We start from the raw sequence: 25,263 nt of genomic DNA, 5'->3' as shown, positions 1-25,263 counted from the left end.
GCCGTGCTCCAGAGGAATTCCACATGTTTGGAGCTTTCCGTCGGTACTTTTCGACCGACCTCGCGATCGATCTCGGCACCGCCAACACCCTCATCTTCGCCCGCAACAAGGGCATCGTGCTGGATGAACCGTCGGTCGTGGCCATCCGCCACGAAGGCGGCCCGCACGGCAAGAAGGTGATCCAGGCGGTCGGCCGCGAAGCCAAGGCCATGCTGGGCAAGGTGCCCGGCAACATCGAGGCGATCCGCCCGATGAAGGACGGCGTGATCGCCGACTTCGTGATCACCGAGCAGATGATCAAGCAGTTCATCAAGATGGTGCACCCGCGCTCGCTGCTCGCGCCGAGCCCGCGCATCATCATCTGCGTGCCCTGCGGTTCGACCCAGGTCGAGCGCCGCGCCATCAAGGACGCGGCCGAAGCGGCCGGCGCCACCTCGGTCTACCTCATCGAAGAACCCATGGCCGCGGCCATCGGCGCCGGCCTGCCGGTGTCGGAAGCGTCGGGCTCCATGGTCGTCGACATCGGCGGCGGCACCACCGAAGTGGGCGTGATCTCGCTGGGCGGCATGGTCTACAAGGGCAGCGTGCGCGTCGGCGGCGACCGCTTCGACGAGGCCATCATCAACTACATCCGCCGCAACTACGGCATGCTGATCGGCGAGCCGACGGCCGAGGTCATCAAGAAGACCATCGGCTCGGCCTTCCCGGGCTCCGAGGTCAAGGAGATGGAGGTCAAGGGCCGCAACCTCAGCGAAGGCGTGCCGCGCAGCTTCACCATCAGCAGCAACGAAGTGCTAGAAGCCCTGACCGATCCGCTCAACAACATCGTCTCGGCCGTGAAGAACGCGCTGGAACAGACGCCGCCCGAACTGGGCGCCGACATCGCCGAGCGCGGGATGATGCTCACGGGCGGCGGCGCGCTGCTGCGCGACCTCGACCGCCTGCTGGCCGAGGAAACCGGCCTGCCGGTGCTGGTCGCCGAAGACCCGCTGACCTGCGTGGTGCGCGGCTGCGGCATCGCCCTCGAGCGCATGGACCGTCTGGGCAGCATCTTCACCTCGGAATAACCCCGGCGGTCGCGTATGCCGCTCGGCACGCTGGATCGCTCCGCGCCACCGCTCTTTCACCAGGGGCCATCGGCGCTCAGCAAGCTGATCTTCTTCAGCGCGCTCGCCGTGTTCCTGATGGTGGCCGATGCGCGCTTCCACCTGACGCAGCCCGTGCGTGCCGCGGTCGGGGCGGTGCTCTATCCCTTCCAGTGGCTGGCGCTCAAGCCGGTGCAGCTGTTCGCCCAGGGCGGCACCTACCTCGAGGACCTGCAGGTGGCCCAGCGCAACGAGGCCGATGCGCGGCGCGCGCTCGCGCTGCAGGCCGAGCGGGCGAGCCAGGCCGACAGCCTGTCCAAGGAAAACGAACGGTTGCGCGCGCTGCTCGAACTGCGGCAGACGACGCAGACGCCGGGCCGTGCGGCCGAGGTGCTCTATGACGCGGCCGATCCGTACACCCGCAAGGTCGTCATCGACCAGGGCCTGTCCAGCGGCATCGCCCCCGGCTCGCCGGTGATCGACGAGCGCGGCGTGATCGGCCAGGTGACGCAGGTGCTGCCCTTCAGCAGCGAGGTCACGCTGGTGATCGACCGCGACCTCGCCATTCCCGTGCAGAACACGCGCACCGGCGCGCGCAGCGTGGCCTTCGGCGACGCCAGTGCGCACGGTGGCGGGCTGGAGCTGCGCTTCATGGCCGCCAACGCCGACCTGCAGGAGGGCGACCTGCTCGCCACCAGCGGCGTCGACGGTGTCTACCCGCCCGGGCTTCCGGTCGCGAAGATCGAACGCATCGAGCGCCGTGCCGATGCCGGCTTCGCCCGCATCTACTGCCTGCCGCTCGCGCAGGTGACGGCGGCGCGCTACGTGCTGGTGCTGACGCCGATCGGCAGCGCGGCGACGATGCGCTCGGCGGCGGCCGCCTCGGCGTCGGCGTCGGCCGCCAGCGCCAAGAAGAGCGGGGAGGCCAAGCCGAAGGCGCCGGCGGCTTCCGAGGCGAAACCCGCCGCGCGCCGAGAAGGGCGCACGCCATGATCAAGCGCCCCGGCCAGCAGCAGCTCCTGCTGCCCGTCAATCCGGTCTTCATCTGGGCCAGCCTGATCGTGGCGCTGCTGCTCGACATGGTGCCGCTGGGCCGCGCGGCCTGGGCGCCCGACCTGCTGGCGCTGGTGATCGTCTTCTGGAGCGTGCACCAGCCCGCACGGATCGGCATCGGCGCGGCCTTCGTCTTCGGCCTGTGCATGGACGTGCACCAATCGGCCATGCTCGGCCAGCATGCGCTGTCGTACACCACGCTGGGCTTCTTCGCGATCATGTGGCACCGCCGCCTGCTCTGGTACCCGGTGCTGTCGCAGGCGCCGCAGGTGCTGCCGCTGTTCGCCGTGTCGCACCTGATCGAGCTGGCCATCCGCATGATCGGCGGCGGCGTGTTCCCGGGCTGGTCCTTGCTGATCGCGCCCGTGATCGAGGCGGCGCTGTGGCCGCTCGTCAGCCTCATCCTGCTGGCGCCGCAGCGGCGCACGCCCGAACCCGATGCCAACCGCCCCCTGTGAACTTGCTCCGCGCGCGCTGCGCGCGTAGTCTGCGTCCCGCATGACCGAGATCCGCAACGTCGCTGCCGACCTCGCCCGCTTCAAGCGGCGCGTGCTCGTCATCGGCCTGGTGGTGCTCACCGCCTTCGGACTGCTCTGCGCACGGCTGGTCTACCTGCAGGTGGTGCGGCACACCGACCTGGCCGAGCAGGCCGAGAGCAACCGCACGGCGGTGGTGCCGGTGGTGCCCAACCGCGGGTTGATCCTCGACCGCAACGGCGTGGTGCTGGCATCGAACTACTCGGCCTATACGCTGGAGATCACGCCCTCGAAGGCCGGCCAGGTGGACGAGACCATCGACGCGCTGGCCGAGGTGGTCGACATCACGCCGCGCGACCGCCGGCGCTTCAAGCGGCTGCGCGAAGATTCGCGCAGCTTCGACTCGGTGCCCATCCGCACGCGCCTGTCGGACGAGGAGGTCGCCCGTTTCGCGGCGCAGCGCTACCGTTTCCCGGGCGTCGAGATCAAGGCGCGGCTGTTTCGCAATTACCCCTACGGCGAGACGGCGAGCCACGTGCTCGGCTACATCGGCCGCATCAACCAGCGCGAGAAGGAAGCGATGGAAGAGTGGCCGGAGGAAGAGGTCGCCAACTACAAGGGCACCGACTACATCGGCAAGCTCGGCGTGGAGCAGAGCTACGAACAGACCCTGCACGGCCTGACCGGTGTGGAGCAGATGGAAACCTCGGCGGGCGGGCGGGCCGTGCGGCGGCTGGCCAGCCATCCGTCGACGCCGGGCGACACGGTGATGCTGTCGCTCGACATCAAGCTGCAGAAGCTGGTCGAGGACATGTACGGCGATCGACGCGGCGCGCTGGTGGCCTTCAACCCCCAGACCGGCGAGGTGCTGGCCTTCGTCAGCAAGCCGACCTTCGATCCCAACCTGTTCGTCGAGGGCATCGACACCGAGAGCTGGAAGGAACTGAGCGAATCGCTCGACAAGCCGCTGCTGAACCGGGCCCTGCGCGGCACCTACCCGCCGGGCTCGACCTACAAGCCCTTCATGGCGCTGGCCGCACTCCAGACCGGCTCGCGCGGGCCGAGCGTCGTGGTCAACGACCCCGGCTACTTCAACTTCGGCGGACGCCGCTTCGGCAGCCCCGAGGGCAACATCGGCGGCGTCGACATGCGCCGATCGATCCAGCTGTCGAGCAACATCTACTACTACTCGCTGGCCAACGAGATGGGCGTCGACAAGATCCACGACTTCATGAAGCCGCTGGGCTTTGGCCAGATCACCGGCATCGACCTGGGCGGCGAGTTGCGCGGCGTGTTGCCCAGCACCGAGTGGAAGCGCAACGCCTACAAGCGGCCGGAGCAGAAGAAGTGGTACGCCGGCGAGACCATCTCGCTGGGCATCGGCCAGGGTTACAACAGCTTCACGATGCTGCAACTCGCCCAGGCCACGTCGATCGTGGCCAACGGCGGCGTGCGGCATCGGCCGCACGTGGTGCTCGCCACCCGCGACACGGTCACGGGTCAGATCAAGTCGGTGATCCAGCCGCCGGCGGAGAACCTGGGCTTCTCGCCTGCGAACGTCGCCGTGGTGCGGGAGGGCTTGGTGAGCGTCGTCACCAGCGGCACGGCGCGCGGCGTGTTCGCCGGCGCGGGCTATCAGGCTGCCGGCAAGACCGGCACGGCGCAGGCCGTGACGCAGGCCCAGAACACCAAGTACAACGCCAGGGCGCTGGAAGAGCACCAGCGGGACCACGCCCTCTTCATGGGCTTCGCGCCGGCCAACGACCCGAAGATCGCGGTGGCCGTGATCGTGGAAAACGCCGGCTGGGGTGCCGGTGCGGCCGCGCCGATCGCACGCCGCGTGATGGACTACTGGTTGATGGATCAGTACCCGAGCGAGGCCGACATGGCGGCGGTGCGGGTGGGCAAGGCGACCGCGCCGATCGGCAAGCCGCGCGTGGCCAGCGAGGTGGCGTGGCCGCCGGTGCCCGCGAACACGCCGGCTACGGCGCCCTGAGCGTCACCATTCGCCGAGCTGGCGCACGCGCTGGTCGAGGTCCATGCGATCGAAGGCATCGACGGACGGACGTGCGACTGGAATCTGCAGGGGCGAAGTCACGGAGCGCGAGGGCGTCTTGCGGCGCCCCATGGCCCGCGCGATGCGCTGGCGCCACGTGGCCGCCGACGCATCGGCAGTGCGGAAGGTGGGGGTGTGGGCGGGCATCGCAGCTCCTTGAAGGGGTCTGTGGATCTTCCGCCGGGTATCCGTTCTGCGGGAAATACTTTCTGTGAACTTCGTCGTGTTTCCGGGCCTTGTGCGCGCCACTGTAGGCCGCGCACCACAATGAGGCCCGCTTCAACGGCGACTGCATCCGCGCAGGCAAAAAAAAGACGCCGTCCAGCGGCGTCTTTCTTCATTTTTTGCGGCCCCTCTGTGGAAGCCTGTTGTCTCGGGTTCTTCGAGTTCTGGGCGAAAGCTTTGTCTCCTCGGCACCCCGCGCGGCGGGCAGGGCCCGTTTGCGAGTGGCGCAACTTTAGGGTGTGCACCGAGGCAGTGCATTGGGAATAACCCGTTGGTAGACACCTGCTTCTCCCAGAAGTGTTCCAAAGCGTGAGGAATTTTCCCCTCAGCCCGCCGCCAGCGCGGCGTTGCGGATGCTCTGCAACGTGCTGCCGGGCGTGATGGCTTCGGGGTCCAGCAGGCAGTGCAGGATGGCCGGCTTGCCGCTGGCCCGCGCGCGCGCCAGCGCCGGGCCGAACTCTTCCGTGCTCGTCACCCGTTCGCCGTGCCCGCCGAACACCTCGGCGTAGCCGCGGAAGTCGGGGTTCTTCAACTGGGTGGCGCTGATGCGGCCGGGGTAGTGCTTCTCCTGGTGCATGCGGATCGTGCCGTACATCGCGTTGTCGAGCAGGACCACGATGATGGGCAGGCCGTACTGCACCGCGGTCGCGAATTCCTGGCCGTGCATCAGGAAGTCGCCGTCACCGGCGAACACGACCACTTCGCGCTGCGGCCACAGGCGCTTGCCGCCCACACCCGCCGGCAGGCCGTAGCCCATCGAGCCACTGGTGGGGGCCAACTGGCTCGCGAAGGTGGTGAAGGGCCAGAAGCGGTGCACCCAGGTGGCGAAGTTGCCCGCGCCGTTGCAGAAGATGGTGTCGGCTGGCAGCACCTCGCGCAGGTGCGTCATGACCTCGCCCATCTGCATCGGGCCGGGGATGCGGATCGGCGCCGGGTCGCTCCAGGCCAGGAAGTCCTGGTGCGCCTGGGCGGTGGCGGCGGCCCATGTCGGCGGCGCCGAAGGCCGCAGCGACGCGACCGCCGCCGCGAAGGCCTGCGGCGTCGCGTGGATGGCCTGCGTGGCGCGATACAGCTTGCCCAGCTCGTCGGCGTCGGCATTCACGTGCACCAGCGCCTGCTGCGGCGTCGGGATGCCGATCAGCTCGTAGCCCTGCGACGGCACTTCCGACAGGCGTCCGCCGACCAGCAGCATCAGATCCGACGCGCGGATCGCCTGCAGCAGCTTCGGGTTCGCACCCAGCCCCAGGTCGCCACCGTACGACGGGTGCTTCGCGCTGAACAGCATCTGCCGCCGGAACGAGCAGTACACCGGCAGCGCGAAGGCGTCGGCGAAGCCGGCGAACTGCTGCACCGCGGCGTCGGACCAGCGGCTGCCGCCGAGGATGACCACCGGCCGCTCCGCCGCCTCGATGCGCTGCTGCAGCTCGGCGATCTGCGCTGCGCCCGGGTGCGTTTCCGCCACGGCGTAAGGCAGGGCGTCGGCAACCGTGGCGGCCTCGGTCAGCATGTCTTCCGGCAGCGCAATGACCACCGGACCGGGCCGGCCGGAGGTCGCGACGTGGAAGGCGCGCGAGATGAGTTCAGGCACGCGCGCCGGGTCGTCGATCTGCACCACCCACTTGGCCATGCTGCCGAAGACCGCGCCGTAGTCGAGTTCCTGGAAGGCCTCGCGGCCCAGCGCGTCGCGCGCGACCTGGCCGACGAAGAGCAGCAGCGGCGTCGAGTCCTGGTGCGCGATGTGCACGCCGGCCGATGCGTTGGTCGCGCCCGGCCCGCGCGTGACGAAGCAGACGCCCGGCTTGCCGGTGAGCTTGCCCTGCGCCTCGGCCATCATGGCCGCGCCGCCTTCCTGGCGGCAGACGGTCACGGCGATCGAGGCGTCGTGCAGCGCATCGAGCACCGCGAGAAAGCTCTCGCCGGGCACGCAGAACAGCTGCTCGACGCCGTGGGTGATGAGTTGGTCGACCAGGATCTGGCCGCCAGTGCGGGGTGTGAGTGTCGTCATGAAAATATCAGTCGCCGATGTCGAAGGTGACGCCTTGCGCGAGCGGCAGGGTGGTCGAGTAGTTGATGGTATTGGTAGCGCGGCGCATGTAGGCCTTCCAGGCGTCAGAGCCGGCCTCGCGCCCGCCGCCGGTTTCCTTCTCGCCACCGAAGGCGCCGCCGATCTCCGCGCCGCTCGGACCGATGTTCACGTTGGCGATGCCGCAGTCGGACCCCGCCGCCGACATGAAGCGCTCGGCCTCGCGCATGTCGAGCGTGAAGATCGACGACGACAGGCCCGCGCCCACCGCGTTGTGCCATGCGATGGCCTCGTCGAAGGTCGAATAGCGCACGACGTAGAGGATGGGCGCGAAGGTCTCGCGCAGTGCCGGGCCGGCATGCGAGCTCAGTTCGACCAGCGCGGGACGCGCGTAGTAGGCGTCTTGCGTGCCGATGCCCTCGACGCGCTGGCCGCCGTGCACGGTCGCGCCGATCTCGCGGCATTCGCCCAGTGCCTTCTGCATGCCGTCGAAGGCGGCGCGGTCGATCAGCGGGCCGACCAGCGTGCCGGCCTCGCGCGGGTCGCCGACCTGCATGCTGCCGTAGACCTTGGCCAGCTTGGGCACCAGCACGTCGTACACGCTGTCGTGCACGAACAGGCGGCGCAGCGTGGTGCAGCGCTGGCCGGCCGTGCCCATGGCGGCGAAGGCGATGCCGCGCAGCGCGAGGTCGAGGTCGGCCGACGGCGCCACGATGGCCGCGTTGTTGCCGCCCAGTTCGAGGATGGCGCGAGCGAAACGTGCGGCCAGCTTGGGCGCCACCTGGCGGCCCATCGCGGTCGAGCCGGTGGCCGAGAGCACCGGCACGCGGTGGTCGTCGACCAGCACCTCGCCGATGTCACGCTGGCCGATCAGCAGTTCGAGCAGGCCCTCGGGCGCATCGCTGCCGAAGCGGGCGATGGCGCGCTGGGCGATGGCGTGCGTGGCGAGCGCGGTCAGCGGCGTCTTCTCGGACGGCTTCCACACCACCGAATCACCGCAGACCAGCGCCAGCGCCGCGTTCCACGACCACACCGCCACCGGGAAGTTGAAGGCCGAGATGACGCCGACCACGCCCAGCGGATGCCAAGTTTCCATCATCCGGTGCTCGGCGCGCTCGGTGGCAATGGTCAGGCCGTAGAGCTGGCGCGACAGGCCGACGGCGAAGTCGCAGATGTCGATCATTTCCTGCACCTCGCCGGCGCCTTCCGAGGGCACCTTGCCGACTTCGAGCGTCACCAGCCGGCCGAGGTCGGCCTTGTGCAGGCGCAGCTCTTCGCCGAGCAGGCGCACCAGTTCGCCGCGGCGAGGTGCCGGCACGTTGCGCCATTGCAGGTACGCGGCGTGGGCACGGCCGATGGCCGCGGTGGCCTGGGCGGTGGAGGTCTCCGCGACGGAAGCGATCTTCTCGCCGGTGATGGGCGAGCGCACCGGCAGCGAACCGCCGGTGGTGGCGTCGCGCGGTACGCCGAGGCGCTGCAGCAGCTGGTCGACCTCGGTCGGCAGGGAGGAGGGGGTGGCGGCGTGGGCGGCGTTCGACATGGCAGGGTCCGGCAAGAAAGGCGACAGCGAGACTGTCCGCCACCTCGGCCGGCTTGCATAGCGAAAATGCGGAAGGAGTTGATGCTGAGGGAGAATGAACTCAAGAAAAACGAGGCGGCGCGCTCATGGTGGAGCGCTCACCCGTTCAGCGCTTCATTCCCCCTCCGAATGACGATGTTCAAAAAATCCTTCCTCCCGCCGGTCGCCGACCTGCTCGCCTTCGAGGCGGCCGCGCGGCACCACAGCATCTCGCGCGCGGCGGACGAGCTGCACCTCACGCAGAGCGCGGTGTCGCGGCAGATCCGCCAGCTCGAGCAGCAGCTGGGCATCGCGCTGTTCCATCGCGTGCGCCAGCGCATCGTGCTTACCGACATCGGCCGCGTCTATGCGGCCGACGTGCGCGCCGTGCTGCAGCAACTGTCGGGCGCCAGCCAGAAGGTGATGGCGTCGGCCGGCGGCGGGCTGCTCAACCTGGCCGTGCTGCCCACGCTGGGCACGCGCTGGCTGATCCCGCGCCTGGGCGGCTTCGTCGAACGGCATCCGGAAGTCACGGTGAATTTCGCGGCGCGCTCCGAGCCTTTCGACTTCGCGCAGGAGCCCTTCGACGCGGCGATCCACTTCGGCGCACCGCACTGGGCCGGCGCGGCCTGCGCCTATCTGATGCACGAGGCGGTGGTGCCGGTCTGCAGCCCGGCCTTCGCCGCACGCCATGCCATTCGGCAGCCGGAAGACCTGGCGGCGGTCGTGCTGCTGCAGCAGAGCACCCGGCCGACCCAGTGGGCGGAATGGTTCGAGCAGGTCGGCGTGGCCGGTGCGCCGGCGCTGCGCGGGCCGCGCTTCGAGCAGTTCGCGATGATCGCGCAGGCGGCCGTGTCGGGGCTCGGCGCGGCGCTGCTGCCCAGCTTCCTGGTCGAGGCCGAGATCGCCGCCGGCGCGCTGACCGTGCTGTTCCCCCAGGCGCTGACCAGCGACGACGCCTATTACCTCGTCTACCCCGAGTCGCGCGCGCAGGTGCCGCTGCTGCTGGCCTTCCGCGCCTGGATCGTGGGCGAGGCGCAGGCCGATGCGGCGGCGATCAGAGACTGAGAGAGTTTTGGCCGTGCTCGAAAGGCGCGCAAAGCGGGCGTGGATAAACGTAAGTCCTCACGATCCGCCGGGGGCCGCCTGCTAATTTGTTGCAGCGGTATGGCGGTTGTTCGTCGATACGGCTTCGGGGAGTGGGCAGGCGCAAGAAGACATCCTTCAGATACGCAGGCGCACATGCCGTGCCCGTTGAACGAACACCGCCTCTCTAAAGGCGAGCCAAGAATCACCTGAGGATGCGGTCGGCGTGTGACGGTCACAAACGTTCAAGACCTGCGGAGGAGTTCTCACTAAATTAAAATAAATCGAGAATAAAACTGGAGCATCGCGAATGGATTGGCGTATAGGCGTCTTGCTGGTGGGCGTCGGAATTATTGGCGGATTAATGAATGCGCTTGCGGGGGGCGCAACGCTGATCACTTTTCCCGCCATGCTCGCGGCAGGGCTGACCCCTGTCGTTGCCAATGCATCGAATGCAGTTGCGGTATTTCCCGGGCACCTGATTGCGGCGTTCGCAGATCGCGAAAAGCTGCCCTCCTTCGATCGCCGACTGCTCTACCTGACCGCCGCCGGAATATGCGGTGGTGCGATGGGAGCATTCGTCTTGATGGTGATACCCGAGCGGTTTTTCGTTCTTCCCGTTCCCGCATTGATCGCGTTTGCGACATTGCTCTTCGCGTTTGCCCCCCGGATACAAGCATGGTCATTGCGTAGAAAAACAAAGCCGGAGACGCCAAGTTCAACCAAAGGCGTGGCGGCACTGGCAGCAGCATCGGTTTATGGCGGTTTTTTCGGCGCGGGCCTCGGCGTGATTTTGACGGCTGTTCTGGCAATCACCGAGCCAAATGACATCCGGGCCATCAAGGTCCTCAAGAATCTTCTGGCGACATGGGTGACCTTCACCGCAATTGTCATATTCATCAGCAAAGGCATGGTGCAGTGGCACGAAACCCTTTACATGCTGGGGGGCGCGATTGCAGGAGGATATGCCGGAGGTCTTCTGATTCGCGTGCTTCCTGCCAATTACGTCAGGTACTTTGTGATCATTGCAGGAACTTTGATGAGCGTGGTCTACGCCATCAAATACTGGTTCTGAATTTCAACAAAAAAGCTGCCAAGGTTTCTAATTTCATTGGACTGGAGTAGATCGATGGATATCGGATTCATGACTTTTTCCAAACTGGCATTCGGCCACTGGGAAGGGCAGCCACTCTACGCATTGGCCGAGCTCGGTGTGCCGGAGCTCCTGGCTTCCGGGCCAAAGACCTGTGCGGCACTCGCCGAGCAGCTTGAATGCCCGGAAGATGCGTTGGAGCGACTCCTGGACAGCGCCGTCGCACTGAAGATTCTTTCGTTCTGCAACGGCGAATACAAGAACGAAGAGTGCGCCCAGAGATTCATGACCACCGCAACCGGAGAAACGCTGATTCATTGGATCAAGATCATGAGCCGCTGGAAAAGTCCCTGGATCGAATTGTCCACAGCCATAAGAAATGGCGAGACCACCGACGATCAGGCCAAGTGGCTGGGAAAGGATCCGGAGTTCATGCGTGACTTCATTCTCGGCATGCATGAGTTCGCGTCGCGTTCAAGCGCGCAATTCGCACAGGCGCTAAATGACGTGCCAGTGACCAGGTTCATCGACGTTGGCGGCGGCGCGGGAACCTACACCATTGCACTCTGCAAAGCGCGGGCAGAGACCCGGGCGACGATTCTCGACCTTGCCAGTGTCTTGCGCATCACCGAAGAAACCGTTGCCAAGCACGGATTGAGCAAGCAGATCGACACCCGGGCCATCGACTACCGGGTTGACGAATTCGGTGAATACGCCGATGCCATTCTTTTTTCAAACGTATTGCATCAGGAAAGCGCGAGCAACTGCCGGTCCATGCTGGACAGGGCCAAATCTGCTTTGCGCCAAGGAGGAGCGCTGGTCATTCAGGGCTATTTTCTGAATGACGACCGGCGCTCTCCGCATTTCACCACCTTGCACAATCTTTCGGCACTGGCCCTGTGGGATGGCGGCCGCAGCTGGACCCTTCGGGATATGCAGGAACTTATTCTCGAAGCGGGATTTTCGGAGCCGGAAGTAAAAACCAGGGACAGCAGTGGCTTGAGCATCATCGTGGCTCGAAAGCACTGAAATCGTCATCCAAACCGAAAGCCAATTATGCAAAACCAGACAAGCATGGATACGGAATCCCGAATCATCGAGTGGATCGTCGAAAACAAGGGGGTTGCTCCCGAGGTCATAAAAAATTCCGACCTCATAGAGAGCCGAATCCTCGACAGCATGCAGTTCCTTGATTTCATCATGTTCATCAATGAGATCGTGGAAAGCGATGTTTCTTCGCAGATATCCGTCGAAACCCTGCGCCGCGTCGATTCAATTACGGAATTTGTGAATCGGAGAGTTTCAAAGGAAATCGCCTGAATTCGCTTGGAGACGGAAAAATGAAGATCGACAACACGCGCATGGCCAGGCTGATAGACCTCTCGAAAAACAAGTCGCACGATCCTTACGAGCGATTCGAGTGGCCTTCCAGCATCGAAGAAGATACCTTGTGGTGCAACGAGGAATTGCTGACAACGCACGGCACGGAATTTCACGAAATTCTTTCCAGCGAGCAGGTCCGTGCCTTGAGCAAATGGGAGTCGGTTAACTTTTTCAGTCTCAATGTGCATGGAATACGAGGCGTGCTCGAGTTTTCCAGCAGATGCATCTATGAAGAAAAATACAAGGATATCTCTGAATATCTTCATGTATTTATAGGCGAGGAAAATTTCCACATGTGGTTCTTCGCGAAAGCCTGTCTGGATTACGCCGGAAAAATATACCCGAACCTGAAATTCGACGCGGGGCGAAATGATGCGCCGCATCCTCACAACGATCTCTACATGTTCGCGAGTACGTTGATATTCGAGGAATTCGTCGATTTTTATAACCACAGGGTGGGCGTCAACAACGAAATCGTCCCGATCCTGAAGGAAATAAATTACCAGCATCACGTAGACGAGTCGAGGCATGTCTCGTTCGGGCGTGACGTGGTGCGAAGGCTGTATGAAGAAGCAATTGCCGAAAGCCCCGACGCGGAAGCTGCCCGAAGCGAGATTTCCGGCAAGGTGATCAATCTGTTCAAGTATTTCACCAGCCTCATGTACAACCCGCTGGCTTACCGCGACGCAGACATCTATCGGCCGCTAGGTTTCTCCAGCGGCAGCGCCATGCGCAACGCGCTGCGAAATCACCCGTCAAGGGCTGCAGCCCACGAGACCTGGTTCAAGCGCAGCGCCGACTTCTTCTGCAAGGCGCAAATGGTCGACCGCATCGACTTCCAGACGCTCTGAAATGCCAGATGAAATCGAGGCATCAAGAATGACAGAAGTCAAAAGCTCAAGGGCCGTGGACTCGTTGTTCGGTGCCACGGTTCCGGTCCTGCAAGCCGGCATGGGCGGCGTTGCCCAACACGAGCTCGCAGCGGCCGTCTGCGAGGCGGGGGCATTCGGAATGGTGGGGTTGTATCGCCATCAGCCAAACGAGATTCTCGAACTGATCGCGGCCACTGCCAGATTGACGGACCGCCGTTTCGGCGTGAATTTCGTTCCCTTCGTTCTCTCGGACGACGAGTTGATCGAGCGGATCGGTGTCGTCTTGCAAAGCAATCCATCCCGACCGCCCATCGTCACGTTCTTCGGCCTGCCGAGCCCGCAAGTGCTTGGTGCAGTGGCCGGCCGCGCGGACTTCGGTGTCCAGGCCGGTACCTTCGCGGACATCGAACAGGCCTTCGATGCGGGAGCCAGCTTCACGGTGCTCCAGACAACGGACGCCGGTGGCCACCACCTGGGTGGAATCGACAGGGCCCAGGCCATCCGAAGCGCGAAGCTTCTGAAGCTCTCGGCGCGCATGGTCTTCCTGAGCGGGGGAATCAGTACCTCTGGTGAAGTCAAAAGTGTCCTGGACGCGGGGTTCTCCGGCGTTCTCTGCGGGACCATCTTTGCCGCGGCCCTCGAGTCCGCGGCGCACGCCGAATACAAGCAGATCATCGTCGACGCGCGGGCCGAAGACACCGTGATCACGGACCGCTTCTCGATCGGTTGGCACACGCACACCCATCGCGTGGTGAGAAACAAGACCTGTACAGACGATCTCATGCCGGCTCACATCATCGGCAAGGTCCACTACTTCGGAAAAAACCATCCGATCCCGAGATACAGCGTGGCAGTCCCCACGCGAAGCACCGAGGGCGAGATCGCCGCCATGGCGCTCTATTGCGGCACGTCCTGCAAAAGTGTCGACCGCATCGCGACCGCCCGGGAAATCGTGAATCAACTGATTCTTTGAACGCAATGTCACACAAAAGGAGTCCCCGATGCTGATCGAGAAAGAGTGGAGAGAGGTCAAGCAAACGCTCGAGACAACCCTGGACCGGGTTTTTGGAATTGCCGCCGACGCAACGTCCGAGTTCGACAGCGTGCTCACGCACGACCAGATCAACGCGCTGGGGTATGTCAGGAATTTTCCGCACCTCACCTGCGTCATGTGCTCGATAGAGCCAGAAGAACTGCAGAATTTCTCGAAGCATGGGGCGCCGCTCAACAGCCTGTTTCGAGGCCTGGTTGCGGATTACGCGCTGCTGCCCGCCACTTGCTACAAGGTCTATCTGGGACTGATCGGGCAGGACTTTACGGCCGAAAGAATCGAGTCCTGCATCGCCCGCTGCTTCCGGCACGAAGACAAGGCGCTCGACGAATACCGGGCCGTCAACTTCACGATGAAGGAGTACGTGTACCTCGGCACGCCGGAAGGTGCCCAGGGCCATCTGACGAACGGCTACGCCAAGCTGGCGTCGATCTTCGACCAGTTGCAGATTCCGATCGGTTGCGAGGTCGCGACGGATCCGTTCTTCGATGCATCCAGCTCCGTGGCCAAACTGTCCGCGCTGATGCCGACCAAGCGAGAGATGGTTTTCAACACGCACGCCGTGTCGTCGATGAACTACCACCGCAATTATTTCGGGGAAAAGTTTGACATCAAGTGCAACGCCGTGTCGGTGCATACGAGTTGCGTTGCATTCGGCATCGAGCGCTGGATTGCAATGTTCAAGGAGCACTTCGGGACGTCGGGCGAGGCACTGGCGGCGCTCCGCCGCGTTGCCTAGCGACAGACGCGTGACCGGCATGGACGCCTCCCAGTGCTTCTCCCCAGGCCAGGTCCGGACCCAGGAGTTTCTGGTCGATGAACGCAGCACGGCCAGAAGCCTGGGCGGTGATGACGAGGTGCTTGGCACGCCCGTCATCGTCTATTGGCTGGAGATCATGGCGTCCGACTGGATTCACGATGCGACCGGGCACGCCGGCAGGTCGCTGGGGCAGTTCGTCTCCCTGCAGCACGCGGCGCCCGTGTCGCAAGGCGCAGCGGTCACCATCGAACTGAAGGTCGACCTTGTCTTCCTGAACACGGTCCGGTTCGCAGTGTCGGTGACCGCCGCGGAAGATTCGCATCTTGTGGCGCGAGGGCGGCATGACCGAGCCATATTCGGAATTTAGGGTGCGCATTCTTCTGTTCGCCGAAACCCGGAGCGAGGCGCCGGATACGGTGCACGCTCTCGGCAGAAGAATGCACGCGCTGAAGGTCGCTGCGCGGCGGACGAGCCTGGGAAAGCCCTACATTCCCGGCACCGGATGTTTCGGCTACAGCGACTGCAATCGGATGCAGGGCTATTTCTTCTCGAACAAGAAATATGTGGGGATGGATCTCGAGGATTCGCAGCGGCCCGATCTTCGCGTCCGCCAGCGAAGCCTGCATGCGGTGGTCTCGCGAATCGATCTTGCATCCGCCGACTTCCTGCCGCTCTGGGTGGCCAAGGAATCCTCGGCCAAAGCCATGGGGATCGGAATGCGCGATGGCTTGAAGAAGCTGACGCTGCTCGAAGCACCCCGGCCGCTCGGGGATTCGGAGTCTGTCTTTCATCTTGGTTACGCAGGGCAGCGCATGGAGTCGCGCGTCCGGGTGCTTGGCAAGCACCTGATGGCCATCAGCTATCTGAGCCGCTATGGCGTGCCGGATATCCGTTGTTCGCTCTACAGCTAACCGGGGGCGCATGGAAAAAACAATCCTCGACAGGCTGGCGCTTCATGCGGGCGATCCGAACTGCGGCACCGCATTTGTCTTTCTCGCCGATGGAGAGCGCGAGAGCGATCGTATCGATTTCGCACAGCTCCATGAGGCCGCGCGTTGCATGGCGCACGGCCTGGCGCAGCGCGGCTTGCGTGGCCACCGGGTACTGCTCATGTACCAGCCCGGCCTCGACTTCATCGTGGCCTTCTTCGGCTGCCTGGCCGCGGGCGCGATACCGGTTCCGATGAGTCCGCCCAGAGTCGCGTCGGACGATCACCCATGGTGCCGGATCGCGACGGACTGCAAGGCATCGCTGCTCCTGCTGGACGCCGCGACCGAAAGGATCATCGAAAAGTGTCCGCCGATGGGTTGGAAGTCGACCTTGCCGGTGGAGGTCGCTGCCTGGCGCAGTCGGGCGCACGAGGCAGATCCCGAGGCTTCCTGTCTCATCAGGCCGGAGGCGAACGACCTCGCATTCCTTCAGTACACCTCCGGCTCGACAGGCGTGCCGAAGGGCGTGATGGTGACGCACGCCAACATCATGGCCAACGAAGCGTCGATCAAGGATGCCTTCGGCCACGGCGGCAAGACGGTCGTTCTCGGCTGGCTTCCGTTTCATCACGACATGGGGCTCGTCGGCACCGTCATGCAACCGGTGTTTCTTGGCAGACCTTGCGTGCTGATGCCGTCGGCCGCGTTCATCCAGAAGCCGTTGCGATGGCTCAAGGCGATGTCGCACTACGGCGCCACGACCAGCGGCGGTCCGAACTTCGGATACCAGCTATGCCTGCAGGCGGTGTCGGAGCAGGCGGTGCGCGACTGCAAGGACATCGACCTGTCCGGGTGGTCCGTGGCATTTGCCGGCGCGGAGCCACTGCGGGCCGATGTGCTTCGCGCTTTCGCAGAGCGCATGCAGCCACTCGGCTTTCGCTCCGATGCGCTGCTGCCTTGCTATGGCATGGCCGAAAGCACGCTCATGCTGACGAGCAGGGCCGCTCCCATGCCGTTGCAGGTTCACACGCTCGACCGCGACGAACTCACGCGCGGGCATGCGATGGACGCGATGACTGCGGCGCACAAGAGTACCGCCAGCCTGGTGAGTTGCGGGCAATCCTTCGGCCCGGACCGCGTCATCGTCGTGGACCCGAACAGCCGGCTGCCGGTGCCCGACAACGTCGTTGGCGAGGTGTGGGCCAGTGGCCCGAGCATCGCCCGCGGATATTGGAACGATGCCGATCTCACCCGGCAGGTTTTCCAGGCCAACCTGGCGAACGAGACAGGCCCGTTCTTTCTGCGCACCGGAGACCTTGGGTATTCCAGAAACAACGAGCTCGTCATCACAGGCCGCCGCAAGGAACTGTTGATCGTGAACGGGCGCAACTACGCGCCCCAGGACATCGAGATGATCGTGCAGCGCCAGGACCCGGCGTTCCGGCCTCAGGCCGTCGTGTTCATGGACGAGGCGGCGCAAGACAACGGACTTGTCGTCATCCAGGAGGTCTACACCCACCTGGCCCGACGTCTCGACGCGCAATTGCTCGGCCGACGGATCCGCGGCGCAATCGCGGATGCGTGCGGACTGCGCATCGCGACAGTCGTGCTGACCACCCACCGGCTGCCGGTGACGACCAGCGGAAAGATTCGGCGCAGCGCCTGTCGCGACGCATGGAAGCTGGGTGCCATCAAAGAGATCGAAAGCACCTGCGCGGCCTGAGCGGCCGGCCTACAAAAAACATTGGCAAGGAAAATCATGACAAGAGACGCGAACCCTGTTCCGGCGGCATCTGCGCCTGTGGTCGACCGGGCGAGAACCGTGGACCTGGTGCTCGCGTTCGTCGTGACCTTCGCGCCGCCGGTGGCCCTGGTGCTCGGCCTCGGGCTCTGGTACACGGGCGCGCTGGTTCCGGGCCCGACCGAATTCGTCATCGTGTTCTGCATGCACGCGTTGACCATTCTCGGCGTGGAGTTGGGCTACCACCGGTTGCTGTCCCACAGGTCCTACCGCGCCCACCGGTGGATCAAGATTGCCCTCGTGTCGCTGGGTTCCATGGCGTTTCAGGGGCCGGTGATCTGGTGGGTGTCCATTCATCGCAAACACCATCGCTTTCCCGACAAGGTCGGCGACCCTCATTCGATGTACGTGCACGGCCGCAGCGGCGAATGGACCGCGCAAGGCGCCGTGCATGCGCACATGGGATGGCTGTGGTCGCGCGGCAGCATCGGCAAGGGCGGCTTCACGGAACTGGCGGGGGACCTCTACAAGGACAAGGATCTCTTCTGGATCCACATGCACTACCTGTATCTCATGCTGGCCACGTTCATCGTGCCGGCACTGATCGGCGGGCTGGTCTACCAGACCTGGCAAGGCGCGCTGAGCTGCCTGCTGTGGGGCGGGTTCGTCAGGATCTTTCTTTCCAACCATCTCACGTTCTGGTGCATCAACTCGGTGTTGCATGGCGTGGGGCGCCGCGCCTACGACACGGACGATCACAGCACCAACCTGGCGATCCTTTCGCTCTTCACCTGGGGGCAGGGGTGGCACAACAACCACCATGCGTACCCCGCCGCCGCCGTCATGAGCCATCGGCGATGGGAGCTCGATCCCGGTGCCTGGGTCCTCTTTCTGCTTTCCCGGGTGCGGCTTGTGGACCGGATCATCGTCGTCCCCACCGATCTGGCGTCTCGAAGCTTCAAGCCCGTCAAAACTTCCGTCGAGGGCCAGCCCGTCCGGCCGATGCCATTGCCCAGCGCAAAGGAGTCGCCGTGAACGCAGCTGCCGAGTCAGCTTCGCAGGCGGACAAGGAATTCCTCGGGGTCGACACACCGGGGTTCTTCTCGCTGACGCAGGACGGCACGTTGAAAACCATCGACCTGTTTCGGACATGGGAGCGGTTAGCGCCGCTGTGGTGGCAGCATGTCACCGGGACCTCGCGCGACGCCTACTGGAAGTCCGTCGGCCATTTCATCGTGGCACGCTACGCCAAGGTGACTTGCGCGGCGCAGGGCCTTGAAGTGGGAACCCGCATGCTGACGCGGCTCGTGACATCCGCGGGCACCCGGCCGCGCGGCGCGGGCGGACAAGAAGCCGGCGCGGTCGATCGCTTCGAGATGCGACGCGAGGCCGACGGCCTGCTCGTCGGTGCGGTGGAGCAGGCCTGGACCTGGATCGACGCCTCGGGCGCCAAGCCGATCGTGGCCGCGGCACCTCCGCCCGGACTGCACTGCATCCAGCACACGTTGGCATCGGTTCCAACACTGCCGCAAGAAGACGCGCTGGAAGAAATCGACCGCTTCACCTGGAGCGCGAGAGAAACGGACCCCAACCGGCACGTCTCGTTCCTCAGCTACTTCGATCGGGCCGACGACGCACTGGTCAAGGCAGAGGGTTCTGCGGGCCCTGGGCCTTTCAGCTGGGAGTCCTGGTATCGGCGCGAATGCCTTGCCGGAGAACCCATGAAGATGCTCTCGGCCACCCGGCGTCCGAACGGCTTGCAGATCGAATTTTCCGGAGCGAACGACGACATCCGCCGCGTGGTCATGCGGCATCGCAAAGGCCTGGGCACTGGAGCGGCATGAGGCGCCTGTACAACCACTTCAGCGTTGCGCGCCAGCCGCACGCAGAAGACCCGTTGTCTCCGGTTGTCGATGGGACGGCTGCATGGTCCACGGCCCGATGGAGCTTTCTGGCATTGGCGCTGACCTTCGGCGTGGCCTACAGCTTCGGCGCGTTCGTCGGCCCGATGGCCGCCGACATGAATGCAAGTCCGGACCAGATGGGCTGGGTGTTCGGCATTTCGACATTCCTGTTCCTGATCCTGGGCGTAGGGACGGGGCAGCTGTGCGACCGGCATGGCCCCCGGCGCCTGGTCGCGGTCGGCGGGCTCCTGATCGCCGCGGGGCTGGTGCTTTCGGCCCGCGTCGACGATGTGCGCCTGCTCTACCTGACCTATGGCGTCTTCGTAGGGGTCGGCGTGGCGTGCATCTACATTCCCGTCATCTCGAACGCAGGGTGCTGGTTCGACAAGCACCGCTCGAAGGCCCTGGGCCTCACGGTCACCGGCGTTGGCATCGGCACGCTGATCGGCGCACCGGCCGCCGCATTGGCGGTGCAAGCCTTCGGGTGGCGGCCGGTCGCTACCGCCCTGGGAGGGATGGTCGGCCTTTTGCTGCTGCTCATCAGCCCGTATCTGAAAAGAGCACCTCAGCATGGGGTCCAGCGTCCGAACTGGGACGTGCTCAAGCAGGTGGCAACCCATCGGCAGTTCGTCTTGATCTATCTGTCCGGCATCGGGATCGGGTTCACGCTCTACATGCCGATCGTGTTCCTGGGCCCGTTCGCCATCGGCCTGGGTGTGCCGCCCGTCGAGGCGGCGACCCTGGTCGGCGCCATCGGCGTTGCCAGCGCGGTGTCTCGTCTCCTGTTCGGAGGGCTCGGCGATCGTTTCGGGCCGATGAGGGCCTATCAGCTCAGCACGGCGCTGGTGATGGCGGCCTACCTGGTCTGGGTCTTCGGAAACTCCTACAGCGCGCTGCTGTGCTGCGCACTTGTCCTGGGCATCGGATACGGAGGCATCACCGCCTCCACACCGGCTTTGCTGATGAGCCTGTTCGGCAGGGACCGGATAGGAACGGTGATCGGTGCCATGACGAGCAGCAGCAGCTTCGGCTCGCTGGTGGGGTGTCCGCTCGCCGGCATCCTCATTCAACGCCAGGGCTTCGAAGTGACGGTCGGAGTCTTCGCGCTCATCGCCGCCTGTGGCATGGCCGCCGTGGTGTCGCTCCAGCGCACGCCCTCCACCACCGCCTGAACCATGCATGCGTCATCGCCACCCTACAGCCCAGGAAGGTACCAAGCAATGAATCTTCGCAACTACATCGGCATCGCATGCACGGGCCACGAGAACGCCCTGGCCATCGTGAACTCGCGAGGCGAAATTGTCTTTGCCGAAGGCGTGGAGCGCTTCTTGCAGAACAAGCGTGCCATCAACACGCCTGCCGACGATCCGCTGCGAATGCCCAGGCTCATCGAGAAATATTGCGAACCGGGCGCAGAGCTGGTGGTGTCCAGGTCATGGAGCGGCACCGCCAGGGACAGCATGCGCGAGGACGCGCTGGCCATGCGCAAGGCCATGGTGGGTTGCGATCCGGGTACCGATCGCGACTGGTTGATGCGCGTCCTGTTCCAGATGGGAATGTGGGACACCTTCGTCGGCCCCAACCTCCAGCTGGCGGGCACCGGCGTCAGCCGGTATTGCGATGCGACGCAGACGAAGCTCCACAAGAAGGACTACGTCCACCACAAGACGCATGCCGCCTATGGCTGCCTGGTGAGCGGGTTCGACGACGCCATTGCCGTCGTCTTCGATGGGTATGGCGAAGGGGCCAGCAACAACTACTTCCAGTACGAACAGGGGAAGCTCACAGAGCTGGTCTTGCCCAAGTCGTCGCGCAACCTGTATGGCTCCCTAGCCAGCCTGGGCATGTACTACGGCCACACGGTCTGCGGCCTGTTCGGCTTCGAGATCTCCAACGGGGAAGAGTGGAAGGTGATGGGGCTCGCGCCCTATGGACGCCTGGACCGGGAACTGCTCGCGCTGCTGCAAAAGCACATCTTCGTGGATGGCTGCAACATCGTCATGGACGCGCATGGCAAGAGCACCTACCTGGCGCTGCAGAAATACGCCAAGCGGGCGGACCAGAGCTACGAAGATGTCGCGGACGTCGCGTTCACGACGCAACATCATTTCAATGAACTGCTGGTCGAGATACTCAACCGGCTTCATGGCCTGGGTCTCTCAGAAAACCTGGTAATGGGGGGCGGTTGCGCGCTCAACTCCACATTCAACGGCATCATTCGTCAGCGCACGCCGTTCAAGCGTGTGTTCGTGCCGCCGGCGCCGTCCGATGACGGCAATGCCGTTGGCGCGGCGCTGCTTGCGTACTACGAGGACCACCCCGGCGCCGTGCCACCCACCTCGTTTCACTCTCCCTATCTCGGTTCGGCCATCGAGGACAAGGAGCTTGCCCCTTACCTGGCGAACGGTCACATGCTCGGGCAGGTCGAGCTGGCACCGTCCGACGTGGTCGGCTATGTTGCGCAAGCGCTCGCGCGCGGCAAGATCGTGGGCTGGATCCAGGGCAAGGCCGAGTTCGGTCCACGGTCGTTGGGCAACCGTTCGATCCTGGCCGATCCGCGGCGCGAAGACATGAAGGACCGCATCAATCGCGTGGTGAAGTTTCGCGAGAAGTTTCGCCCGTTCGCGCCATCCATCCTGGACGAGCACGGCAGCGAGTACTTCGAAGACTACGAAGCCACGCCCTACATGGAGCGCACGCTGGAATTCAAGGCGAAGCACCGCAAGGCACTGAGTGCTGTCTGCCATGTCGACGGCACCGGGCGGCTCCAATCGGTGCGCAGGGATTGGAACCCGCGCTTCCACGCGCTCATCTCGGCATTCCATGCACTCACCGGAACGCCCGTGCTGCTGAATACGAGCCTGAACGTGATGGGAAAGCCGATCGTTCATTCCGCTGGCGATGCGTTCAATATCTTCCTGTCCTCGGGCATCGACCTGCTGGTGATCAACGACTCCGTGTTCTGCAAGACACCGGGCAACCTCGCCCCTGCCTTGCGAGAAATGGGATCGACCGATGCAAGCCCGATGGAGACCGCTGCATGAGCCTGCCGGGTGCGACGGTACTCGATACCTGGCATCACGGCCTCGACAGTCGGGACGATGCAGTGCGCGTGGCCAGTGCGAACGCCGTCGCGGGTTTCATGCAGGACCGCATCTTCGGCAGGTCAGTGCGCCTTCCCCCGGTGGACCACGAAGCGGCTTCGTCCACGGCGTTGGCCCGCTCCGTTCAGTACCTGTCCTGCGCAACGGACGCCGCGCTGGCGCCCCAGGGCGACGTGGCGTTCGCCGAGCTGCAGATGTTCTTCGCGGCATGTGACCGCATGCTGGACGACATCATGAATGTGGGCCAGTTCGGCGAACCTGTTGCGCATCGGCTTTTTTGCCTCGTGGAGGCGGGCATTGCGGGCGAGCTGGTCCGCAGCCTGAGAAATTCCCACAACTGGATCGGCCGCCAGCGGGAAACGGACCTGGTCACGGCGCGAGGCACGCAGGTTCGCTCCAGTGTCAGCAACGGGGCCATCCTGGCGGCCTGCATCGCGCGCGCATACGGGGTTCTTGGGGGCGCGCGGCTGCACGAGACGGCCGGTTTCACCCATGGACTGTACGCCGCTGTCTCTGGCTCGCCCGGCGGCGCGCGCATCCACGGTGCCGGACATTCAGTTGCGGCCGATTCGGCCGCCGTCGCGGCGAGCGCATCCGACGGAAGCGATCCGGGTTCTCGCGGCGCGGCATTGCGAGGCCTGCAGGCCCTCGAGTTCTGCTGCCGGCTGTTGGCTGAAGCGTCGGCACGCACCAAAGAGAGCGTTCGGCACATGGCCTGCCAGATCATCCGGAAGAAGGCGACCTATGCCGTGCTTCATCACAAGGGCCAGGTGCTGGGGCCGAGAAGAGTCGTCGAGTGGTTCGCGGCGCAGCCTTTCGATGCGCAGGGCATGCTGGACGCGCTTCACGCGTCTCCGTGGATCGATCGAGGCGATGTTCGGCGCAGCCGATTCTTCGTGGAGCTGAACGGGCCGACGGGCAAGATGCATGGCGTTTTCTCGGCACCCGAGATCGATGTTCTCGTCAGGCACTTCGAACACCTCGGAACCGAAGCGCCACCGGTTCCGAACCTCGACGGCGTTTCTGCCTTGCAAGTGTTCGCCGCGTGGACGGCGCAAACGAAGGCCGAGAGTTTTTCACCCGAGCCCCTGGACCTGTCCGCTGTGCGCACGTCGAAGGATCGCTACTTCGCGCTGCTGGATGCCGAGCCTCGGGGCATAGCGCAACTGCTGGCAACCCGAACCGTGGCTTCGGCGCTGCGCGAGGCGCAGGCGGTCAAGGCTTCGGTCGGTTTGCCTGCCTTCTGCAGCGCTTTCGACTATTCGCCGCAGGAGCTCGAAAGCCGCGTGGACCAGGCCTACAGGGCGCGCTCGGAAAAATCCGGCCTGGCGCGAACCCTGTCGTGCGCAGCCGAGGTGCGGGCAAAGCACCTGCGCTTTGCGCCCATGGCGTTGATCGATGGATGCTGGCTTCACAGGATCACCGCGCTGAGACGGGAGTCTCCGGCGCTGATGCTGTTGCATGGCATCTTCGCGGACGAAGTGGGAAACGGGGTGTTGCGGCACAACCATGCCAACCTCTATGTGTCGCTGTTGAAGTCGTTGAACATCGACATCGAAAGCGCGACCGCCGCGTCCATGCGCAACCATTCGCAGATTCCGGTCCAGGCGTTCAGGTTGCCGGCCTTCCTGCTGGCGCTGGGCATCGTCTCGCATACGCACATTCCCGAGGTGCTGGGGGCCACGCTGGCCATAGAGCTGTCGGGGCTGGACGAGTTCTACGACGCCATGATCGACGACCTCGAGGCCATGCAGAAAGACGCATCCTTCTGGCGCGTGCATGTGTCGATAGACAACTACTCGAGCGGCCATGCGCGCCAGGCGCTGCAAGCCATCGTGCTACACATGGACGAACTGCTGCAACGGCATGGCGAGGGCGCAGCGCGACTGGTGTGGCAGCGGATCTGGCACGGCTTTGCCTCGACGACTTTTCTGCTCGGTGTCGAGATGTCGGTGGTCGCGGGCACGCCGGGAAAGGTCGCCGCTTCATGATGGCCGATTCTTCCGCGTCCTTCAATGCACCTGCCAACGGGAGCGAAGCCCGCGGCGATGCATACCGCTACGTATGGAGCCACGGCGACAAGGTGGACGGTCTGGAAAGAGCGCTTCTCTGCGTTCATGGCATCACGCGCAACCGCCATGACTTTTCATTCGTGGCAAACCGCCTCGCTCCCCAATTCGATGTCCATGCGGTCGATCTGCTGGGGCACGGCGACAGCGATTCGCTGAACGGCGCGCCCTACACGCGCGAGATTTTCCTTGCGCAACTGCAGCACCTGATGGCGCTCATCGGCCGGCGCAAGATCGGCTTTCTCGGATCCTCTTATGGCGGCCTGATGGGAATACGGCTCGCGGCCATGGAGGACTCGCCGATCGGTTGTCTCGTGCTCAACGACGCCAGTGCGGCGCTGCAAGGCGATTTCTTCAGGCAGACCGCCCGCAGGATCAGCTTTCGTCCCGTGCTGCCGTCGCTCCAAAGTGCCGAAGGCTGGATGCGCCTGGTCTTTCGCAACAGCGGACCGCTGACGGACGATGTCTTCCGGGATCTTGCCTTGCGCGGCACGCGGCGCCTGCCTCAAGGCGGATACGAACTGACCTACGACCCGCAGATTGCCGGCCTGTGGATCGGCAATCAACTGACAGAAACCGAACACTGGACGCCCTGGCGCCGCATCCGTTGTCCGGTTCTCGTCGTTCGAGGAAAAAAGTCCAGCGTGTTGACCGACGAAGGGCTGGAGGCGATGCGAGTCGCCAACCCCGCCATCGACGTGATCGAGATCGACGGCGTGGGGCATTTCCCCCATCTGATGAGCGACCAGCAGGCCGACCCCGTCAGGCGCTGGCTTCTCGAACACCTCTAGTGGC

At 64.4% G+C, this 25,263-nt stretch carries 23 protein-coding genes; 20 read left to right on the top strand and 3 right to left on the bottom strand.

Annotated features, from left to right (window positions below; genetic code table 11):
• Positions 1-23 precede the first annotated feature (23 nt).
• From N8A90_RS15265 to mrdA, 4 genes are read left to right on the top strand one after another with little or no spacing between them, the layout of a single operon-like run.
• On the top strand, positions 24-1,067 hold the full coding sequence (locus tag N8A90_RS15265) for a rod shape-determining protein (protein ID WP_262075790.1): 1,044 nt from the start codon (positions 24-26) through the stop codon (positions 1,065-1,067).
• Positions 1,068-1,082: 15 nt separating this feature from the next.
• Complete coding sequence (gene mreC / locus N8A90_RS15260) at positions 1,083-2,078, top strand: rod shape-determining protein MreC (RefSeq protein ID WP_262075789.1); 996 nt, start codon at positions 1,083-1,085, stop codon at positions 2,076-2,078.
• A complete protein-coding gene (gene mreD / locus N8A90_RS15255) occupies positions 2,075-2,596 on the top strand; it encodes a rod shape-determining protein MreD (protein WP_262075788.1) in 522 nt (173 codons plus the stop codon). The genes mreC and mreD overlap by 4 nt, the downstream gene beginning before the upstream one ends.
• Before the next feature lie 40 nt (positions 2,597-2,636).
• Positions 2,637-4,610 (top strand): penicillin-binding protein 2, encoded by a 1,974-nt coding sequence (mrdA, locus tag N8A90_RS15250; protein WP_262075787.1) that lies wholly within the window; start codon positions 2,637-2,639, stop codon positions 4,608-4,610.
• 3 nt (positions 4,611-4,613) lie between these two features.
• On the opposite strand, the gene N8A90_RS15245 is transcribed toward mrdA, so the two are convergent.
• From N8A90_RS15245 to N8A90_RS15235, 3 genes are all read right to left on the bottom strand, one after another.
• Entirely contained in the window at positions 4,614-4,817 is a 204-nt protein-coding gene (locus N8A90_RS15245; RefSeq protein WP_262075786.1) for a hypothetical protein, read from the bottom strand.
• 403 nt (positions 4,818-5,220) lie between these two features.
• Positions 5,221-6,900 carry a thiamine pyrophosphate-binding protein gene (locus N8A90_RS15240; protein WP_262075785.1) on the bottom strand — a complete coding sequence of 560 codons (1,680 nt, stop codon included), beginning with the start codon at positions 6,898-6,900 and terminating at the stop codon, positions 5,221-5,223.
• 7 nt (positions 6,901-6,907) lie between these two features.
• Positions 6,908-8,458 (bottom strand): aldehyde dehydrogenase family protein, encoded by a 1,551-nt coding sequence (locus N8A90_RS15235; RefSeq protein WP_262075784.1) that lies wholly within the window; start codon positions 8,456-8,458, stop codon positions 6,908-6,910.
• A gap of 174 nt (positions 8,459-8,632) precedes the next feature.
• On the opposite strand from N8A90_RS15235, the gene N8A90_RS15230 reads away from it, so the two are divergent.
• The 16 genes from N8A90_RS15230 (at position 8,633) to N8A90_RS15155 (ending at position 25,259) form a co-directional block, all read left to right on the top strand.
• Entirely contained in the window at positions 8,633-9,544 is a 912-nt protein-coding gene (locus N8A90_RS15230; protein ID WP_262075783.1) for a LysR family transcriptional regulator, read from the top strand.
• A gap of 328 nt (positions 9,545-9,872) precedes the next feature.
• Positions 9,873-10,637, top strand: coding sequence for a sulfite exporter TauE/SafE family protein (locus tag N8A90_RS15225; RefSeq protein ID WP_262075782.1), 765 nt, complete (start codon positions 9,873-9,875; stop codon positions 10,635-10,637).
• Positions 10,638-10,706: 69 nt separating this feature from the next.
• On the top strand, positions 10,707-11,684 hold the full coding sequence (locus N8A90_RS15220; protein ID WP_262075780.1) for a methyltransferase: 978 nt from the start codon (positions 10,707-10,709) through the stop codon (positions 11,682-11,684).
• A 45-nt stretch (positions 11,685-11,729) separates the two neighbouring features.
• A complete protein-coding gene (locus tag N8A90_RS15215; protein WP_262075779.1) occupies positions 11,730-11,975 on the top strand; it encodes a hypothetical protein in 246 nt (81 codons plus the stop codon).
• A 20-nt stretch (positions 11,976-11,995) separates the two neighbouring features.
• Complete coding sequence (locus N8A90_RS15210) at positions 11,996-12,889, top strand: diiron oxygenase (protein WP_262075778.1); 894 nt, start codon at positions 11,996-11,998, stop codon at positions 12,887-12,889.
• A gap of 1 nt (position 12,890) precedes the next feature.
• Positions 12,891-13,883 (top strand): NAD(P)H-dependent flavin oxidoreductase, encoded by a 993-nt coding sequence (locus N8A90_RS15205; RefSeq protein ID WP_262075777.1) that lies wholly within the window; start codon positions 12,891-12,893, stop codon positions 13,881-13,883.
• 28 nt (positions 13,884-13,911) lie between these two features.
• Complete coding sequence (locus tag N8A90_RS15200; protein ID WP_262075776.1) at positions 13,912-14,700, top strand: hypothetical protein; 789 nt, start codon at positions 13,912-13,914, stop codon at positions 14,698-14,700.
• Positions 14,701-14,719: 19 nt separating this feature from the next.
• Positions 14,720-15,088, top strand: coding sequence for a thioesterase family protein (locus tag N8A90_RS15195; protein WP_262075775.1), 369 nt, complete (start codon positions 14,720-14,722; stop codon positions 15,086-15,088).
• Complete coding sequence (locus tag N8A90_RS15190; protein WP_262075774.1) at positions 15,063-15,632, top strand: 4'-phosphopantetheinyl transferase superfamily protein; 570 nt, start codon at positions 15,063-15,065, stop codon at positions 15,630-15,632. Before N8A90_RS15195 ends, N8A90_RS15190 begins: the two co-directional genes overlap by 26 nt.
• Positions 15,633-15,642: 10 nt before the next feature.
• Positions 15,643-17,373: a fatty acyl-AMP ligase gene (locus N8A90_RS15185; RefSeq protein ID WP_262075773.1), complete on the top strand. Its 1,731-nt coding sequence runs from the start codon at positions 15,643-15,645 to the stop codon at positions 17,371-17,373.
• Between the two features lie 99 nt (positions 17,374-17,472).
• Positions 17,473-18,426, top strand: a complete 954-nt coding sequence (locus tag N8A90_RS15180; RefSeq protein ID WP_262075771.1) for an acyl-CoA desaturase — start codon at positions 17,473-17,475, stop codon at positions 18,424-18,426.
• Positions 18,423-19,235 (top strand): hypothetical protein, encoded by an 813-nt coding sequence (locus N8A90_RS15175; RefSeq protein ID WP_262075770.1) that lies wholly within the window; start codon positions 18,423-18,425, stop codon positions 19,233-19,235. The genes N8A90_RS15180 and N8A90_RS15175 overlap by 4 nt, the downstream gene beginning before the upstream one ends.
• Positions 19,232-20,467, top strand: coding sequence for an MFS transporter (locus N8A90_RS15170; protein ID WP_262075769.1), 1,236 nt, complete (start codon positions 19,232-19,234; stop codon positions 20,465-20,467). Before N8A90_RS15175 ends, N8A90_RS15170 begins: the two co-directional genes overlap by 4 nt.
• A gap of 48 nt (positions 20,468-20,515) precedes the next feature.
• On the top strand, positions 20,516-22,339 hold the full coding sequence (locus tag N8A90_RS15165; RefSeq protein ID WP_262075768.1) for a carbamoyltransferase: 1,824 nt from the start codon (positions 20,516-20,518) through the stop codon (positions 22,337-22,339).
• Positions 22,336-24,390: an iron-containing redox enzyme family protein gene (locus tag N8A90_RS15160; RefSeq protein WP_262075767.1), complete on the top strand. Its 2,055-nt coding sequence runs from the start codon at positions 22,336-22,338 to the stop codon at positions 24,388-24,390. Before N8A90_RS15165 ends, N8A90_RS15160 begins: the two co-directional genes overlap by 4 nt.
• Positions 24,387-25,259 carry an alpha/beta fold hydrolase gene (locus N8A90_RS15155; RefSeq protein WP_262075766.1) on the top strand — a complete coding sequence of 291 codons (873 nt, stop codon included), beginning with the start codon at positions 24,387-24,389 and terminating at the stop codon, positions 25,257-25,259. The genes N8A90_RS15160 and N8A90_RS15155 overlap by 4 nt, the downstream gene beginning before the upstream one ends.
• Positions 25,260-25,263 lie beyond the last annotated feature (4 nt).

This window comes from Variovorax sp. N23 (genome assembly GCF_025486315.1).
In the GTDB taxonomy this organism is placed as follows: Bacteria; Pseudomonadota; Gammaproteobacteria; order Burkholderiales; family Burkholderiaceae_C; genus Variovorax.
Note: the sequence above shows the minus strand (reverse complement) of the source record. Positions and strands in the feature narration are given on the sequence as shown.